This window comes from Candidatus Cloacimonadota bacterium (assembly GCA_020532355.1).
In the GTDB taxonomy this organism is placed as follows: domain Bacteria; phylum Cloacimonadota; class Cloacimonadia; order Cloacimonadales; family Cloacimonadaceae; genus UBA5456.
Window position 1 is genome coordinate 1 of record JAJBBD010000122.1, and the last position, 17,441, is coordinate 17,441.

A 17,441-nucleotide genomic window follows, 5' to 3' on the forward strand; every position below is an offset into this window, starting at 1 on the left:
CCAATATCGTAACCCAATAGTTTCTTTATGTCTTGGTCGTCTATACCTCCCGTAATAATGGCTTTTACGCCATGTTTGCGGGCAAGTTCGATTACGTGGAAAGGAATAAAGCTTCCTGTAATAATAATCTTACCTTTACAGGATTCGTCGATTTTTCCGGCATCAATCTCATCGTCAGGAGTTTCTGCCAGCATTTTTAGCTCGCCGGTGGTTTCATCTCCTATGCCAAAAATTCCTTGAATGTATGCGCTTTTATTTTCGATAATAACGCCTTCATCCGGTATTACTTCGGTAATTATGCCGTCCAAAAATGCCCGCACTTGTACGGGGATTCTGGGCTCGCGCAGCAGTACCTGACCAGTAACGGCAGAGATGTTTTCCACTTCACCTTCCACAGGAGAACGTACTTCACTTCTAAAGATTCCGAGCCCGAATAATCCGGAATTCTCGGCTAAGATGGTCTTTTTCGTAATTTGATCCCCGGCTTTAATTTTGATGTATTTTTCTAATTGGGTTGGAGTTACTCCAAGCTTGTTGGCAAGGTTGAAAGGCACGACTTTTCCCGGTAGAAGGGTTTCGGCTACAACGTCTTCAGCCTTCACTTTGGTTCCTTTGGTTACCAGTACTTTTCCCTTGAGGGGCAGAATGCGTTCTTTGCGTAATACAATGCTATCGGTTACGGTTAATCCGGCAGAATATGCTTGTCCCATTGTTTCCTCCTATACCAAGATGTCTTCGGGGTAGGCTTTGAGTTCTTGCATCCATTTTTTGAGGTATTTGATGCGTTCAGTTTTTTCGCTTGGCAGGTTAAATGGCTGGCGTCCCCTGGTATCCAGCACTATGCCAACGATGCCGCCGTGTAACTCTACATTCAGTTCTTTTGCTTTATTTTCGTCGAGAATCAAACCGGACGAAGTTTTAAGAGTTGCTTTTGCGGTTTTTCCAACCTCACAAGGGATCAGGCGGATTTCTCCAAAGGGAATATTTTCTTCGAACACAGTGCCATCTGGAAGCTCCAGTTTGGCGTAAAGAGCCGGCTTACCATATTTGCATTTCCCAACCGGAGCTACACAACTACCCAAATATACCATGCAATCTTTGCGGAACACTTCTGTGGCTGCTCTGGGGCTGATTTCGGAAAGCACGCCCAGATGGGGCATCATAAAGATGCTATCTACGGCTAGGCGAGTTATCCCCTCCGGTAAGAAAGCATCAATCAGCATCATAACAGTTTGATAGCGACGAGGTGCGTGAGAAAGAACACCGCCGGAGCCAACTAATAAGTCCAAAGTCATCAAGTTTACTATTGATGCGCCAGAAGTAGATTGGCTAAAGGCTTCCGAAATATCGCGCTGACGTTGCATCCCTTTGAGGCTGCTGGCAAATTCCTTATGCTGTTCGAATGCCAAGCGTAATGCCTCTTTGGCAATGGCCTGCTCCAAAACTAATTCTTCTAAAAGAGAAGGAATAGTAGTGGGTCGAATCATTTTGTTTTTTATCATATTGCGCAGCTCACTTTCGTTAATATCGAAGGGAACCCAACGCATAATATTGGTTAATCCACTGGAAGCTAAAACATTGGAAATACTATAACTCATACCGAGGTTGGCACTTACGGTACGGTTAAATACATATTCTTCGGTAAAAACGCTGAAAACGTCGGTTGTGGCTCCGCCAATATCAACACCCACAACTTCAATTTGCTCGTCTTTGGCAATAGTTTGCATGATGTTGCCCACAGCTGCGGGAGTAGGCATAATGGGAACTCGCTGAAGATCCGGGCCTTGTGTCCATTCCATCAATTTGTTATATCCTGGAGCTTGCTGCATCACATGTTCCATAAAGATATCGTGAATCTTGTCGCGAGCAGGGCCAAGGTTTTCGGCATCGAGTTTGGGACGCAGGTTTTCGGTGATGATAAGATCCACTTTGTCGGCAAGAGTGTTTTTGATCTCATTTATGGCTTCCTTATTGCCTGCATATATAACTGGTAATTTATATGAAGAGCCCAAACGCGGTTTGGGATCCGCACCTGAAACTAGCTCTGCCATTTCCACAACGTGTTTTATGGTTCCCCCATCTTCTCCTCCAGCCATGAGAATCATGTCTGGACGAAGATGTCTGATGCGCTCTATCTTCTCATGGTTCATGCGTTTATCGTTGCTGGCGATAAGATCCATCACGATAGCACCTGCACCTAAAGCGGCACGCTCAGCGCTTTCTCCGGTCATTGAGGCAACCACTCCAGTAACCATCATCTGCAAGCCACCACCGGCAGAAGATGTGGAAACATAGGCGTCCACTCCCACATCACCGTTTCGGGGGATTATGAACTCACCATTTTCCATAAACTTGATGTTGGGGTTGTTGTGTTTTAGGCGGGCAAGCTCTTCCAATTCTTGTGTGGCGTTGATTACCCCTTTGGTAACGTCGTTCAAAGGAGCTTCCACTGTTGTTGGTGCCTCACCACGGATAGTTTGGCGATATTCGCCGTCAACATACTCAATCAAGATCGCCTTAGTGGTGGTACTGCCACAATCTGTGGCAACAATTCTAGTAAGGCGTTTTTCATCGTATTGCATATATCCTCCGCTTATTCAGCTTTTATGTTTTTTATTCAAAATTTTAGCAAGTAAGTTGCGAAATTGGTTCCGCCGTCGTTGCCTTCGTATTTTAGCTTCAGCTCTGCGCTGTCGGTTTATTTCTTCATCAAGCTCATCAATGCGTTTAACTAAGGCTTTGATGTATTTCTCTTCTTGAATTAAGAGTGCAAAACGCTGATATTTGGCACTGTCGAAGATAATCTCGGCAAAAGGTAACACAAAATACATTGCCTGACTTCCAATACTGTGTAGCGGGTGCAGAGATTCTATCAGCAGAATTCCCGCCGGAGCCAACTGACGACTGGCAATAAAGCGCGCTACTTTATCGATAAGACCGAAGGCTTCCTCTTCGCTAATGGTCGAAATTATTTCGGGGTGTTTATAGTTTTTCATAATCTATGCTCTTGTGGCGGTGTATCCCGCAACTTTAGCGGCGCCGGCTTCATATAGAGCCCGGCTAACCTCATTAAGCGTGCTACCTGTAGTGAACACATCATCTACCAAAATTACCTTCTTGCCTCTAACCATTGAGGGGTTCTTAACCTTAAAAGCTCCACCTAAGTTTGTGAGTCGATCAGTTCTGCTTAGGGTAGTTTGACTTTTTGTATAGCGCTTTCTACTCACACAATTCAAATAATTCTTTCCCAACTGCTTTGCCAGGCCTCGTGCAATAAGGGCACTTTGGTTGAATCCGCGTTCCCGGAGGCGCACTTTGTGTAAGGGCACTGGAACCACCTCACTATATTCCTCAAAGCGAGAATACGATGCAGCAGCTTGCGCCATCCTTTCCGCCAACCAAGTGCCTGCACTGCGCATACCGTAGTACTTCAAATTGTGCACTATTTCCGGCAAAGGATATTTATATTTAAGGGCAGAGCGAGCAAATTCGAAACAGAACTTGGCTTCCCGGCAAGTCGGGCATACTCCATCCTTCATTTTGGATCCGCATTTTGGGCAATCTCCTGGTTGGTCAGATTGGACCAAACTGTCGCAATTGGCACATAAGAACTTTTCAGTGCTATCAAGACGCTTATGGCATGCTGCACACACAGGAGGGAAAAACAAATTAAGCACCGTGCTCAAAGTACTTTTCAACAGCTTCAAAAAACAGTTTTCCATCTTGGCTGCATACACTATCTGTGGCTGCTCGTTCAGGATGCGGCATCATGCCTAAAATGTTTCTGCCAGTATTAATAATGCCGGCAATATTGTCAAGTGATCCATTTGGATTGGCTTCTTTATTCACCATGCCATGGGCGTCACAGTAGCGAAATACTATCTGATCGCTATCTTGCAAGGCTTTATGCCCCGTGGCATCTATAAAGTAATTACCCTCTTTGTGGGCAATGGGGATATCCATTATTGTGCCTGGAATAAGATGCTTGGTAAAAGGACTATCAGCACTTTCCACCTTGATATATTGGTGTTTACAAATGAAGCGCAAGCCCTTATTCATCAGTAATGTGCCAGGCAAGAGACCGGTTTCGGTAAGTATCTGGAAGCCATTACAAATGCCCAAAATGTAACCTCCTCGCTTAGCAAAGAAGACAAGTTCTTTAACGATAGGTGAGAAGCGAGCTAATGCACCACAACGAAGATAGTCTCCATAGGAAAAGCCTCCGGGAAGAATGACCAGATCAGGATTGTCTAATTGACTATCTTTGTGCCAAATCATACTTGTTTGGTGCCCTCTGCTGGCAAATACTTCAGCTGCATCGTGATCACAATTTGAGCCGGGGAAAGTGATTATGCTAACTCGCAAGGCTATAATTCCTCCAGCTCAAAATGGTAAGTTTCGGTATTGGGATTTGCCAACAGACTCGTGCAGATTTTATCCACTTGCTTTGTGGTTTGGGATTTGTCTTTAGAGTCAAACGATATTTCAATGTATTTACTGATGCGAGTATCAATCACGTTTTCGTATCCCAATTGGCTCAACGAATTGCTTACTGCCTTGCCTTGGGGATCCAATACGCTGGGCTTAAGTTGCACGAATATCTTGGCTTTTAGCATGGTACTTCCAATAGTTTTTTCTCATTAACCAGCATTTGAACCGCCAATATTTAGTCAACTGATTTGTTATCTACAGTAATTTGAGATCGTTGCTTAATCGGGGAACGGGGCATAGTTTAATGCGAAAAGGGGTGTGGTTTATACGGGCAAATGCACTTTATATTTGTAGAACAGTTTGTTTTATGAGGCTTTAAACCCAAGAATTACGCTTCAGCTTATTTATGCTATTTAATCTTATAACGTTTTATCTTGCGGCAGAGCGTAGATTCTGTCATATTCAGCAATTTCGCTGCTGTTTTCTGTTTGCCACCAGTTTTTTGCAGAGCTTCAATAATGCGCTCCTTATCCAAATCCTTGATATTGTGGTTTATCAAAGAGCCCCTTAAAGCTATGCTACGTTTAAAAGCATCTATGTTATCGAGAATTTCAGCTGTCCAAACTGGTTTGTAGAAGAGAATAAAAATACGTTCGATGATGTTCTTAAGCTCCCTCACATTACCGGGGAATTTGTAGCTATTTAATCTATCGTAAAAGGAATCTCTTATGCGGGGTAGTCTTTTACTGGTTTCGCGGGCAAAGTTTCGGGCAAAATGTTCTACTAAAACCGGAATGTCTTCCAATCGTTCTTTAAGTGGGGGGATGGATATTTCCAAAGTATTAAGCCGATGGAGCAATTCCAAGCGCAAAGAGTCTTCTTTTATAAGTTCCAAGATGTCACGGTTTGTAGAGGCGATCAATCGGCAGCGTATAGGTTTGCTATCTTCTTTGCCAACAGAGTTATACTTCATTGTATCCATTGCCCATAGCAATTTTGCCTGGAAGTCATGGGGAATTTCGGAGATTTCATCCAGAAACAGGGTTCCGGCTCCGGCTTGCTCAAAAAAGCCATGTCGTTCTTTGGTAGTGCCGGTAAGATTGCCTGCAGCAGAGCCGAAGAATTCGGTCTCAAACAAGGCGGGCGAGATTGCCGCACAATTTACTGTTACAAAGGGAAGGTTTTTTTGGGCCGAGCTATAGTGTATCATACGGGCTAAAACTTCTTTTCCGGTTCCGCTTTCCCCGTGAATAAGCACGGAGGCATCACGGTGCATAGATGCCAATAGTGCACTATCGATAACTCTTTTGGCAGCCTTTGAAATGCCGATAAAGCGTTCTATCTGCCGTTTTGAAATGTCATTCAGCAGGGTTTCATATTTTGCCTTTATCGCTCTGGAATCATCCAAAATCTGCTGGAGTTTATTTTCGCTAATTTGGCTACGTTTTTGTTTTAGCGCAGTAATATGATCGCGGTTTAGTTCGTCCACACGGCGCATCATAACTAATGCTCTAAGGTAATTATTGCGTTTTTGATAGTAATATGCCAAAGCACGGCTAACCTTTATAAGGTTTTCAATCAGATGGTTTTGTTTATAGAATCGTTCTGCTTCGCGCAAGCGTTTTAATGCGTCTTCCCAGTTATGTAAGCTTATTAGAGAAAGAGCGATATTGGCGCTCAGGTTTATTCTACGTTCTTTTTGTGAGTCTTCCTTCAAGAGTTTTTCAGCCAGTAATTGATAGTGTAAGGCCTGTTCTCCCAGCTCAAGGTGATTGAGCGCTTTTGCCAAATTATTATAAATCTCAAAAAGCAATGCTGGCATTTTAACGTCAGTAGAATGCAGAGATTGAAGGCTTTTTTGGAAAAAGTAGATCGAAGCCTTATAATCCTTTATGGCATATTTTAGCAGCGCATAGTTGAAGTTAAGTTGAACCTCAAAGAAGTACATCCTCAACTGAGCGATTAGACGATTGCCCAATTCGTAGAATTCTTCACCCATTTTATGCTTTTGCAATTTGGCACAACAATCTAAAATAGCAAAGGTCGTTTCCAGTGACGCTATGCTCAGCTCATGTTGATTACTAAGATCGTAAGCTGCGCTATAATAGGAAAGCCCAAGATCATATTTTTGCAAGGTGTTATACCCATAGCCCAAACAAGATAGTACACACAACCGCACAAAAGGTTGTGTAATGTTATCCAATTTTTTGGCTAATTTCTGCAATTTGCTTTCCATGAGCTTGAGTTTGTTGCTGATAAGTGTAATGGATGCACAATCCACAAGTGTTTTTACTGTTGCATCTTGGGCATCGATGCATATTAAATGTGCTTCTTCGGCGTAACTTTTTGCCTCGATGTTATTGCCAAGCAGATTTTGGGTATTTATAAGCGTTATAAGGTTCAATAGTTGAATTTCGGGCTCGGAAGAATCTTTTAGTTCTCTATATAGTTTAAACGATTGATCTTGTGCTTCATTTAGCCGATACATACTCAACAGTGCTCTTGCTTTTGCCATTCGAATAAAGATGATTTCATCTGCATCAAATCCTCCGTTATTCTCGTCAATTGCCAAGTAGATAACGGGATCTCGAAGCATCATTAAAAACTGATGCAAGATCGCTGTAAGCTTTTCATTTAACATCGAGTAAATTCTCCTTCAATTATCTCACAATTGATAGAAACAGCAAATCTGTCAACACAATTCTATTTTCTTAAGAGCAGATAGATGAAAAATGGACAACCCACTGCGGCTGTTATTACTCCTACCGGAAGTTCAATTCCGCTAAGATTTTTTGCCAAAAAATCAGCTCCCATCAGAAACACAGAGCCAAAAAACAAGCTTGCCGGAAAGATTTGTTTTTGATTTCTAAGCCCTATCTGTCGCATTATGTGGGGTGTAATTAGCCCAACAAATCCAATTATCCCCGCATAAGACACCACAATGCCTACTATTAGCGAGCTCACAAAGAAAATCTGCCGCCGCAATCTGGCCACATCTATACCCACACTGGCGGCGTACATATCGGAACTGCTGAGAATATCCAGTGCCCGGCTTTTAAGGTATAACCAAGCGGTTAGCAGGGTTACCAATGCCGCTAATATCAAAAATATGCGGTATTCAGCAACGCTGAATATGCGTCCCAAATTGCCCATCAGAGTGCCCAGAATTAGGACGGTATCTTGTCTGTTAAGATACATCATCAAAGATATTGCCGAAGAAAAGAACATCCCCACTATTACTCCGGCAATAATCAATCGTTGTGGATCGAAGTTGCCCCGTTTTTGTGCCAGTTGCCACACCAGCAACATAGTGATAATGGCGCCAATAAAACCACCTAAGGGCATCAACAAAATCATGCCGAAGGCGGCAAATAGTATGCTTCCAAAAGCGGATCCGGAAGAAACTCCCAAAATATATGGCTCGGCAAGAGGATTGCCCAGCATCAGTTGATATACCGAGCCAATTGCAGCCAGACTAAATCCGGTTACCACGGTTAAGATAAAGCGAGGGATACGAATATGAGTGAGGATATAGGCTCCGGGATTTCCCCAAAAAAGGTAAAGTGCGGTTAGCGATAATCCGGCTAACAGCATAAGAACAATGAAGATATAGCGTTTCATTTGCTCTGTAACCGCCAGTTCTCGAATATTTCATCTAATTGCCTTAGGCCTTCCAATATTCGAGGACCGGCGCGTTGAATAAGATCAGGATCGATATCTTTTTCAAAATAGATGTTCTTTTGCGCTATGGCAGGAATTCTAGCCCAACCCTTACGATTGAGAACGTTCTGTAAACTATCGTGCGAGTAGCAGATCATAATATCCGGATTTGCTTGAATTATCGCTTCGGCTTTTACTCTGGAATAATCTCGTTCCAAGCGATCGAAAGCATTATTGCCACCGGCAAGCTCGATCAATTCTCCCACAAATGAATCATCTGCCACACTCATTAGGGGGTCTCGATATATTTCCAAATATACCGTGGGACGCCTTGTATCCTTATTTGCTTGTACAATTCTATCAAGTTCAATCTGGATGGAATCTCTTAGGGCTGAGGCTTGAGCATCTCTACCGATAAGATTACCAATTTTGATAATTTCATCCAACATCTCACGTACTGTTTGAGGGTAGGATTCGTAAACATTTATGCCTAACTTCTTTAAGTCTAAGGCAATAGCCTCTTGTTCTAAACCACTGCTAAACACAATCTGAGGTGAAAGATTAAGCACTTTTTCTTTGTCGATGGCACCAAAATCTCCCACAATCTCTTTGCTCTTCAATGCCGGAGGGTAGCTACATTCTTTGCTAACGCCAATAATCTCGTCCACAGCTCCCAAGGCGGCTATAATCTCTGCTGTTTCGGGTGAGAGTACCACATATTTTCCCTTTTTCTGCGCTGGCTTGCCTTTGCACGATGCCAGCATAAATACCGCTATCAGCAAAAGTATGTAAAAGGGTCTAACTCTCATAACTCTTCTGTTTCCTACTTATTAATCTCCCATCCAATGGCTTTGTATGCTCAAATCTGTCAAGCCCAATCTTGAATGGGGCAAGTATTCATAATAGCAAAGACCGTTGAGTAATCTGGGCATGGGGTAAAGCCTCATACTATAATGGTGATGGGTGGGGCATAGCTATAATCAAAAAAAGCCCACCAACCTGAGATCTCGTGCATAAAAATCTGCTATATATGGATGTGCAACCGTCTCTGGCAAATTTTTATTCTTAGCATAGTTGTTCTGTGCCCATCAAGCTAAGCAAGCATTAGCGAAGCTTTAAGCCGAGATACTCCTGCAAAAACAGCATGATCTCGATAGTAACCTTTGCTAATCTGTGCTTAAAGTAATGGGAGTGAAAGGGGTTTTTTGCAAGGATGTTGATAATTAAACAAAGCTTGACAGATAGCGGTGTAAGTGAATTCTTGAAAAAGAAGATAAAGAGGATAAAATACTGGAGAGGATATGACGGTATCTCATAAAGCACTCGATACGGTGCTGATGGTTTTGGCCTTACTAAGCAGTTTGCTGGTAGTGGCTTCTGCTATTCAGTTATTGCGGGGTGGAGACATATTATTAACCTTTACTCAGTTTACCATGCAGGTTATTTATGTAATCTTTGCCATCACCATTGTGCTGATCATTTTGATTCTTGTATTAGAAAACGCTTCTCCCGTACACACATTAGCGTGGATAATGGTATTAATATTCTTACCGATAGTAGGGTTTGTATTCTACCTATTCTTTGGCAGAAATTGGCGAAAGATAAAGCTTTTTAACCAAAAAGAACTAATTGATAGCAACATCTTGGAAGATCTTGATTCCCATTTCCCTCGTTTTGCTTCCAAGCATTTACAGGATGGGCTGGAGCACAAATTACATCGCTTACTCAAAAACAATAGTAAGGCAATCTTGACCATCAACAACCAAATCGAATTGATTAGCGACACTTCAGATGCCTTCGAAGCCATGTGTGATAGCATTCAAGAAGCTAAAAGACATATTCATCTGGAGTATTTTTCAATAGCTGCAGATTCTACCGGAAATTATCTAAAGGATTTGCTGATCCAGAAAGCAAGATCAGGAGTTGAAGTACGCTTCATATATGATGATGTTGCCTGTTGGAGGCTACCGCTAAGTTTTAAGCGAGAGTTAAGAACTGCGGGTGTGCGATTTGTACCGTTTATGCCGGTGTGGATACCTCTGCTAAACAGTAGAATGAACTATCGTAACCATCGTAAACTGCTAATCGTGGATGGCGAGATAGCCTATTTGGGAGGCTTAAACATTGGCGATAAATATCTTAGCAAAGATGCCTATTTCGGATATTGGCGAGATTCATTAGCTGTGTTTAAGGGGCAGTGCATACTGAGTCTACAAGCCATTTTTTTGGTAGATTGGTTCTTCGTAAGCCGAGAGAATCTATTTCTTGACGATGGGTATAGGCATTATATATGTGAAGACTCCATCACAAATATCGGTAAAGTATCGCCGGTTCAGATTGTGGCAAGCGGTCCGGACACGAATCATGCCAGTATTTTGCAGCTCTATTTCTCTGCCATTGCCAGTGCACAATACTCAATTCGCATCAATACGCCATACCTAATCCTTAATGAGGCTTTGTTGATGGCGCTTAAGACGGCGGCAATTAGCGGCGTAAAAGTACAAATCATTCTGCCGTCAAAACCGGATCATTTCATTGTGTATTGGGGTTCGCATTCATATTATTCGGAGTTGTTGGATGCCGGAGTAGAAATATATGAGTATCAGCGTGGATTTATGCATGCAAAGATCTTGATTGTAGATGACGAAATATTAGGTTTGGGTACGGCGAATATGGATTTACGAAGCTTTAACCACAATTTTGAATTGACCGCCTTGGTGTATGATGATGTGCTTGTAGATAAGGCAAGCGATGCCTTTAGCAAAGATCTGTCTCATTCCCGCAGAATAAGCTTGGACGAATTTGAGCAGCGAGGCTTGGTAAAGCGGAGTAAAGAGTCTATTTGCAGATTGTTCTCGCCTTTGTTGTAAAGGATAGCTATGGAGTTTAAAGTATTAGATTTTTCAGAAGATATCATTGATGGTGCACTTAAAGAAGTATGTGACAAGTGCATAATGGTATTTCCCACGCGGATTTCTGCTGACCTTGCGCGTTTGCGCTTTGAACCACGCTGGAATCTGGAAGCAGTGCAATGGCTTGCGATGGAGGATTTTAAGGCAATACTATTGGCAAGCGACCAACCATTGATGCAAGACGAGAAACGTTTGTTGAGCCTATATCAGGTGCTGGATGAAGAAGATAAGCAGCGCTTCCATATTTGGGAATATAACGATGTGATAGAATGGGGAACCAATCTGTTTCAATTTATGCAAGAGTTTTCTGAAGCGGGCAAGGCTTTGGATGATCTATTGCGCTTAGGTGAAGACAAAGACCTTTACTTACGCGCTTGGCAAGAAGATCAGATAGGAAGGATTCATGCTATCTTGCAACGTTATCTTGCCTTTATAGCGAATCTGGGCTTTACCGATGCGATTTTTAGCTATCCAATCAATAATCTGCACGTACCCTTTCAAGGATACCGCATTGTATTTGTCAATCAGTTCTATTATAGTAAATTAGAACAATATCTTGTCCGTAGTTGCGAAGAGCATCAAAACCAGGTGATTATTTATTATCACGGAGTAAACCCCGATCCACAAAACTGGCAAATGCCTCAATTTGAGCCTAAGGGAAATGGAAGCCTGACCGCGTTGAAAGAAAAAGTAAAAATCTTTGAATGTGAGAGTGAAGAACAGGCGGCATTGGTCTTTTTGGCGCTAAACTCAAACAAGAGAAATGCGGCAATTGTGGACTCCAGCTTCTGGAACAAGCCTTATAGCAAGTTGTTTCCCGAAAATATCGTGGCAGCCAAACAACAGTTTAGTATTGTACAATCCCAGTTCTACACGATTCTTTGTATGCTTAAAGAAATTGCTGCTTCGCAGATAAATACGCCAGGCTTTGTTCCGCTTAGAATACTCTCTCGCTTCTTTATGAATCAAGAGCTTGTACATGGCATCTGTAAACAATGGAATGCCATCAAGCAAGAACAACTTAGGCGCGAGATATTCTCTCTGGCAGACGAAGAAGTGCTGTACTTGGATTTTGATATAAGGGCACAATTTGGCAACCAAGATTCAAACAGAGATAAATACAGCTTGCTTCCTCTACTCTGTGAAACCATATTTGCTTGGGCAAGAGGTATAATCAACCTGCAAGATCTTGCCGATCTTGCTAAGCTCTTTACGGAAACGCTAAATCCGGAAGTATTGTGCTCCCAAAATGAACTGGCTAAAACCGATGTTTTGGAGCAGTTCTGGACTGCTTTAGCAAATTTCTCTGCTACGGAAAGCTTGGGGATTGTGCAAAAGTGGTATAATGTCTTCGAGCATCCGGGATTTGGAATCTTTGCGCTGTTTATGGATTTTCTAAAGCCGATACAGTTAAAATACAGTCTAACGGAGACATTTAACGATTGTTGGGAAGTAACCAATATTTTGGATTCCCGAAATCGAAACTTTAAACATCTGGCGTTTATGCAGATGGTAGAAGGAGTATTGCCTCAAACCCCCGGTGCGGTGTGGTTGTTGAACGAAGCACAGCGCGCAAGACTTGGACTTTTAAGCTATGAAGTGATCCGTAATTGGGAACGCTACTATTTCTATAGATTGGTGATGTGTGCAGAACAGGTGCAAATATTTACTTATCGTAACATGGAAATGAATGTAAAACCTAGTAGTTTTGTGATGGAGCTGCAGGAACTATGCCAAGCCGAACTCAGCATCCGCAAAATTCCGGTCAAGCGGCTATTTGAAGCTTATGCCAACTTAGAAGCGGGCGAGTTGAACCAAAAACTTGCTGCTTCTGAGCTTATGCATGCCGAAACCAATCAAGCATTCTGCAGCCTGCCGTCCAATCCCGCTCAAGACTTCCTGCCAAAGCATCAAATTCGCTTCAATAGCTATGATGTAAGCTTATTGTTCCGTAATGCTTTTGTGTGGTATATACAGAGTGTACGCAAAATTAAACCGCTCAGAACGGATCTTGCTGAAAAGCTAAGTAACACTTTATTCGGTAATCTGATGCATGCATATTTCACCGAGATATTGGGTAGCAATCCGCAAAGCTTCTCATCTGTGCAGGCATTGAGAGCATCCTTTACCAATGATGCAAAGCTAAGAATTGCGCTGCAAAGCCTCATGAACAGTAGCGAGTTTTATTACAAAATACCCAAAAACTACAACGAAGAGTTCCTTGCAGATGTAATCGGTACTTGTTTGTCAGATTCACTCAAGCAATTCTTCTATAGGTTTTTGTCTCCCCAATTGCAAAATAAGGCTTTTGAGCTTTTCCCTGAAGGCAGTCGTCCCGAAGACGAGCGCTATTACAAAGAAATCTGCAAGCTGGAGTTTGCGGGCAAAACCTATAGCATACAAATAAAAGGTAGAGCTGATCTTAGAATTCTCACCGATGAGACACGATATATAATAGACTTTAAGACCGGATCGGCAGATTCGGGACAGCTCGTCTTTTATGAATGGTACTATGATTTGATTGATCATCACGAAAGAGCAGCAGACTTGCGCTCTTACTTCTGGATGGTTTTAGATAGGGAGCTTAACAGCAAAGATATAGTTAGGGCAGCGAAAAGAGATAGCTTTGCTGCCAACATTCAAGCTAGCTTGCTTAATTGCTTTAACAGCGGGTACAATATTGGCAAGAAATCTTCAGACAGACATTTACTCAAAAGTATAAGCCGCAGCGACATATTTGTGGAAAGGCAGGAGGGCTAATGCAGTTTCAGAATTCGATAATCACCGCCAGTGCTGGAACCGGCAAAACCTATCGCTTGTCGTTGGAATTTATCTCGCTCATCTTGCGGTATTACGAGCACCCGGAATTTAAGCTAGATTCAATTTTAGCGCTAACATTTACCCGCAAGGCTACGGCTGAAATCAGGGAGCGTATTCTAAAACACTTGAATGACCTTTGCCAAAACCCCGAAAGTGAATTAGTATCTGCTTTACGCAAGTTTGTTCCTGGAAACGAGTATCAGCTTAGCATAGAAGAGCAAAACATTCTATTTTCGGCGCGCTTAGAGATTGTGACCGACATGCAAAAGCTTCAGATTATGACCATCGACAGCTATACCGGAAATATATTCCGCAACATAGTGCGCCCCATGAAAAGCATCGACAGCTTTGAAATTGATGAACAAGCTGCCAATAAGCGCATGCCGTTATTGATGAACCACATTATGAAGCCGGAGTTTAGACGGCGAGTAAACAAGCTACTTTCACGCAAAGTACACCGGAGTTTGGATGATTACGCCAAATTCTTTAGCGAGCTGATTAAAAACAGATGGTTATTTTATTTAATCAGCAGGCGATGCGAGCTAAAAAGAGAGTATCTAGATAACCCGCGCAGAAGCTTTGGCAAGGCAATTATAGAGTTATTGCAGGCGATAGCAGAGGGCACTAAAAATCCAGAGCAAAACAGCCTAGACAAAGTGATTTTAACGGACATCAAGAGTCTGTTTGTTTCATTCCCCAGTAGTATTGAACACTTTTGTGCGGAGATGGTATCGATGCTGGATACTCCTATAGATGCTATGCGTTTGTTTTCTACATACAAGAAGAAAGCCTTTTTTAGGAAAAGTGCCTTTGCCAATGAAGATTACAATAAGTGTTTGGAGCTTTACGACGAAGGGTTGAAATCTTTAGCTGAAGAAATTTACTACCGTTACTATCTGCCTGAAGAAGAAGAGATCTTGGATATTTGGGCGATTATTCTGGAAGAGCACGACAAATTGATTTATCGCTACAAGACTATGAGCTATCAAGATGTAGCCTGGCTTACTTATGAGGCATTATTCAGCAATCAACCTCCCGAATTTGAATTTGACGATGAAGGCTCGGCTAACGAATTCTACATGTTTCTTAGCCATCGAACGCGTTTTATGCTGATTGATGAGTTTCAGGATACATCTCTTATCCAGTTTAATACTTTACGTCCAATCATTGAAGAAATCAGTGCTGGATTTGGCAGCAAGGATTTTGGTGGACTGGTAATAGTAGGTGATGAAAAGCAATCTATATTTGGTTGGCGCGGGGGAGAGCGGGATCTACTGTTGAATTTACGCCAGATAATAGCTCCTCTGCAGAATGTAAATGTAGATGTATTAGATCGATCCTGGCGAGCAGGAAACGATATGATGTGCTTTATAAATAGTATTTTTGGTGATGTTCAATTGCACTCGGCGATACAAAGGCAAGGCATGAATTGGCCATATTCCAAAGTTCACTCGGCACTAGGAGATATAGATGCCACGATTGAAGTGTGTATGCAAAACTACTTTAGCAACCGTAAAACGGTAGCGGAGGTATATCAGTTCTTTGTGGATGAAATGATTATTCCCGAGTACAACAGAAATAAAGAAGCCAACATTGCCATAATTTGCCGTAAGGCATCCCAGCTTTCTCAACTTCAACTACTTCTGGAAGAAAGGGGGATAGGCGGTGTTTTTCAACCCAGTGCTTCCATCACCCAGCACAGGTTTGTTGCGCCGTTAATTAGTTGGCTAAGATTTGTAACGTGGGGAGGCTGGTTGGATTTCCTCAGTTTTGTGCGTTCGGATTATCTTCTGCTTAGTAGCAAAGCCCTCAAGGCTCTGATCGACGAAATTGCCCTTTATGAGGAGCATAATAATACACCCGATCTTTCCCGAATGCCCCCTCTTGATGAGTTATACAAACTAGCCATAGAGATGAAGAACAAAACAGCATACAACATCTTACGAGAAATAACTCAACTCTGTCTAAAAGGATTTGATACTATACCAGAGCGGGATCTGCTTAATCTACAGGCTTTTTTGAATATTGCCGCTAACTGGGAATTGAACGAAGCGCAAAAAGGACTAGCTACTGCAGATTTTTTGGATTATGTGCAAGAGAATGCAGATCAGGAAAGTTTCAAACAGGTTAGCGTGGAAAACAATACTGGTGTGCAATTGCTCACCATTCACAAATCTAAGGGCTTACAATTCGATAAGGTATTTGTTTTATACGATTTAAAAACTCACCACAGCAATGATGCCAGGTTCTTTTGGGCTTCTTCATTCAAAGATGAAGAATTTAGCTATCTTGATGACTATAGTCTTAGCTTCCATTTTGATTCTATTTTGCCTTACAGTCCCGCGGCAAAGATATGGGAAGCAAAGAAAAAACAAGAGCACCTGGAAGAATTGAACAATCTTTATGTAGCTTTTACGCGTGCCCGCACAAATCTGCATGTATTGTTTACGTATTATAGCACTGCCGAGTGGAAGGAGTACTTTGCTTCCAAAAGTGAAGACCTATCTTTACAGCTTTATTTAGCAGATGCTTGTTTACGATATTTTGAAGATTCTATTCCTCTGCCAAATGGTTCATGGCGTAAAACCTCTAATTATCCAGAAGAAGTGTCTAATCTATCTAAATCAAAGCTGGTGATAGATTCGGTTGAAAGTAATTCACTAACAATTTCTATGGCTAAAAGCACAGATTGGAAACTTGCTCTCAACAGAGATGATGTGGTATCGGATTACAGAACTGCATATCTGGAAAAACGTTGGGCTTTGTATGGCGATGTTGCACATCATTATCTGAGCTTCATCATACACAATAAGTCAGATGAACACAGTCGCGCCCAGCGTGAATGCATACAACGTTTTGGGGCAATACTTGGCAAATCGAAGCTGGAACGGATCTTTGCCAAACTGGAAGAAGAGCTAAATTCAAATAGCTTTCTGTTTGGCTTTGAATACGATAAGATTTTTACGGAAATAGCCATCGGTAAATATAGGATAGATCGTCTGATGCTGAACACTAAAGATAAAAAAGCCTTACTTGTAGACTACAAAACCGGAGGTATTCACGAAAAGGAGCAATTGGAAAACTATCGCCGCATCTTAGCTAAGTTACCGGCATTCAAAGATTTTAGCTTTGAACTGTGCTATCATAAGATACATTTGATATAAAATATTTGCATCAAGTGTTTTGTAATAACTTCTTACGGGGATATCACAGCCAGTAGCGTTATCGTAGATTACAAGTCTCTTGAAAGGTCTTGAGCTTGGCTCAGTGATGCATAGAAGGAACGCAACTGCATTATCCCCTATTCTTTAGCGATTTCTGAATTTTGATTTGAGCCTTTTTGAGACCGTTGCACAACCATATTTAGTATATTTTTATACGCGAGATCTCGCTTTGGTGGGATTCTTTGATCGTAGCTATACCTTCCCCTTTCTTGTAGAATGAGACTTCGTCCCATGCCCCGATAATTTAACGGTCTATTTTGTGTGTTATGAACCATCAGCTTCAGTTATTTCTCGCCAGAATTTCAACTATCTTCCCTTGATACCATTCCCATTACAATAGCCAATTGTTAAAGATGCTTACTCCCGTGATAATGCTATCAGAAAAGGATGAAGG

General features: G+C 42.0%; 12 protein-coding genes. 3 read left to right on the forward strand and 9 right to left on the reverse strand.

The features are described from left to right. From LHW48_04300 to LHW48_04340, 9 genes are all read right to left on the reverse strand, one after another. Positions 1-710: hypothetical protein (locus tag LHW48_04300; GenBank protein ID MCB5259681.1), on the reverse strand; the 710-nt coding region annotated here is incomplete at its 3' end. A 9-nt stretch (positions 711-719) separates the two neighbouring features. Beyond that, the gene (locus LHW48_04305) at positions 720-2,582 is read right to left on the reverse strand and encodes a glutamate mutase L (GenBank protein ID MCB5259682.1); all 1,863 of its coding nucleotides are present in this window, start codon (positions 2,580-2,582) and stop codon (positions 720-722) included. A gap of 15 nt (positions 2,583-2,597) precedes the next feature. Beyond that, positions 2,598-2,996 carry a hypothetical protein gene (locus LHW48_04310; protein ID MCB5259683.1) on the reverse strand — a complete coding sequence of 133 codons (399 nt, stop codon included), beginning with the start codon at positions 2,994-2,996 and terminating at the stop codon, positions 2,598-2,600. A 3-nt stretch (positions 2,997-2,999) separates the two neighbouring features. After that, positions 3,000-3,722 (reverse strand): ComF family protein, encoded by a 723-nt coding sequence (locus LHW48_04315; protein MCB5259684.1) that lies wholly within the window; start codon positions 3,720-3,722, stop codon positions 3,000-3,002. Beyond that, positions 3,670-4,365, reverse strand: coding sequence for a phosphoribosylformylglycinamidine synthase I (purQ, locus tag LHW48_04320; protein MCB5259685.1), 696 nt, complete (start codon positions 4,363-4,365; stop codon positions 3,670-3,672). Before purQ ends, LHW48_04315 begins: the two co-directional genes overlap by 53 nt. Before the next feature lie 2 nt (positions 4,366-4,367). Beyond that, positions 4,368-4,616: a phosphoribosylformylglycinamidine synthase subunit PurS gene (purS, locus tag LHW48_04325; GenBank protein ID MCB5259686.1), complete on the reverse strand. Its 249-nt coding sequence runs from the start codon at positions 4,614-4,616 to the stop codon at positions 4,368-4,370. Positions 4,617-4,840: 224 nt separating this feature from the next. Continuing rightward, entirely contained in the window at positions 4,841-7,072 is a 2,232-nt protein-coding gene (locus tag LHW48_04330; GenBank protein ID MCB5259687.1) for a sigma 54-interacting transcriptional regulator, read from the reverse strand. 62 nt (positions 7,073-7,134) lie between these two features. Beyond that, positions 7,135-8,052: an iron ABC transporter permease gene (locus tag LHW48_04335; GenBank protein ID MCB5259688.1), complete on the reverse strand. Its 918-nt coding sequence runs from the start codon at positions 8,050-8,052 to the stop codon at positions 7,135-7,137. After that, a complete protein-coding gene (locus LHW48_04340; GenBank protein MCB5259689.1) occupies positions 8,049-8,900 on the reverse strand; it encodes a helical backbone metal receptor in 852 nt (283 codons plus the stop codon). Before LHW48_04340 ends, LHW48_04335 begins: the two co-directional genes overlap by 4 nt. A gap of 492 nt (positions 8,901-9,392) precedes the next feature. Here LHW48_04340 and cls point away from each other — a divergent pair, with 492 nt between their 5' ends. The 3 genes from cls to LHW48_04355 are packed head-to-tail and all read left to right on the forward strand — an operon-like array spanning position 9,393 to position 16,987. Then, positions 9,393-10,961, forward strand: coding sequence for a cardiolipin synthase (gene cls, locus LHW48_04345; protein MCB5259690.1), 1,569 nt, complete (start codon positions 9,393-9,395; stop codon positions 10,959-10,961). A gap of 9 nt (positions 10,962-10,970) precedes the next feature. Beyond that, positions 10,971-13,763: a PD-(D/E)XK nuclease family protein gene (locus LHW48_04350; GenBank protein ID MCB5259691.1), complete on the forward strand. Its 2,793-nt coding sequence runs from the start codon at positions 10,971-10,973 to the stop codon at positions 13,761-13,763. Beyond that, the gene (locus tag LHW48_04355; GenBank protein MCB5259692.1) at positions 13,763-16,987 is read left to right on the forward strand and encodes a UvrD-helicase domain-containing protein; all 3,225 of its coding nucleotides are present in this window, start codon (positions 13,763-13,765) and stop codon (positions 16,985-16,987) included. Before LHW48_04350 ends, LHW48_04355 begins: the two co-directional genes overlap by 1 nt. The last annotated feature ends 454 nt before the right edge of the window (positions 16,988-17,441 follow it).

Excerpts from the sequence above, each read along its gene's own strand:
- LHW48_04305 (MCB5259682.1), bottom strand. The coding sequence starts at position 2,582 with ATGCAATACGATGAAAAACGCCTTACTAGAATTGTTGCCACAGATTGT.
- LHW48_04310 (MCB5259683.1), bottom strand. The coding sequence starts at position 2,996 with ATGAAAAACTATAAACACCCCGAAATAATTTCGACCATTAGCGAAGAG.
- LHW48_04315 (MCB5259684.1), bottom strand. The coding sequence starts at position 3,722 with ATGGAAAACTGTTTTTTGAAGCTGTTGAAAAGTACTTTGAGCACGGTG.
- purS (MCB5259686.1), bottom strand. The coding sequence starts at position 4,616 with ATGCTAAAAGCCAAGATATTCGTGCAACTTAAGCCCAGCGTATTGGAT.
- LHW48_04330 (MCB5259687.1), bottom strand. The coding sequence starts at position 7,072 with ATGTTAAATGAAAAGCTTACAGCGATCTTGCATCAGTTTTTAATGATG.
- LHW48_04335 (MCB5259688.1), bottom strand. The coding sequence starts at position 8,052 with ATGAAACGCTATATCTTCATTGTTCTTATGCTGTTAGCCGGATTATCG.
- LHW48_04340 (MCB5259689.1), bottom strand. The coding sequence starts at position 8,900 with ATGAGAGTTAGACCCTTTTACATACTTTTGCTGATAGCGGTATTTATG.
- cls (MCB5259690.1), top strand. The coding sequence starts at position 9,393 with ATGACGGTATCTCATAAAGCACTCGATACGGTGCTGATGGTTTTGGCC.
- LHW48_04350 (MCB5259691.1), top strand. The coding sequence starts at position 10,971 with ATGGAGTTTAAAGTATTAGATTTTTCAGAAGATATCATTGATGGTGCA.
- LHW48_04355 (MCB5259692.1), top strand. The coding sequence starts at position 13,763 with ATGCAGTTTCAGAATTCGATAATCACCGCCAGTGCTGGAACCGGCAAA.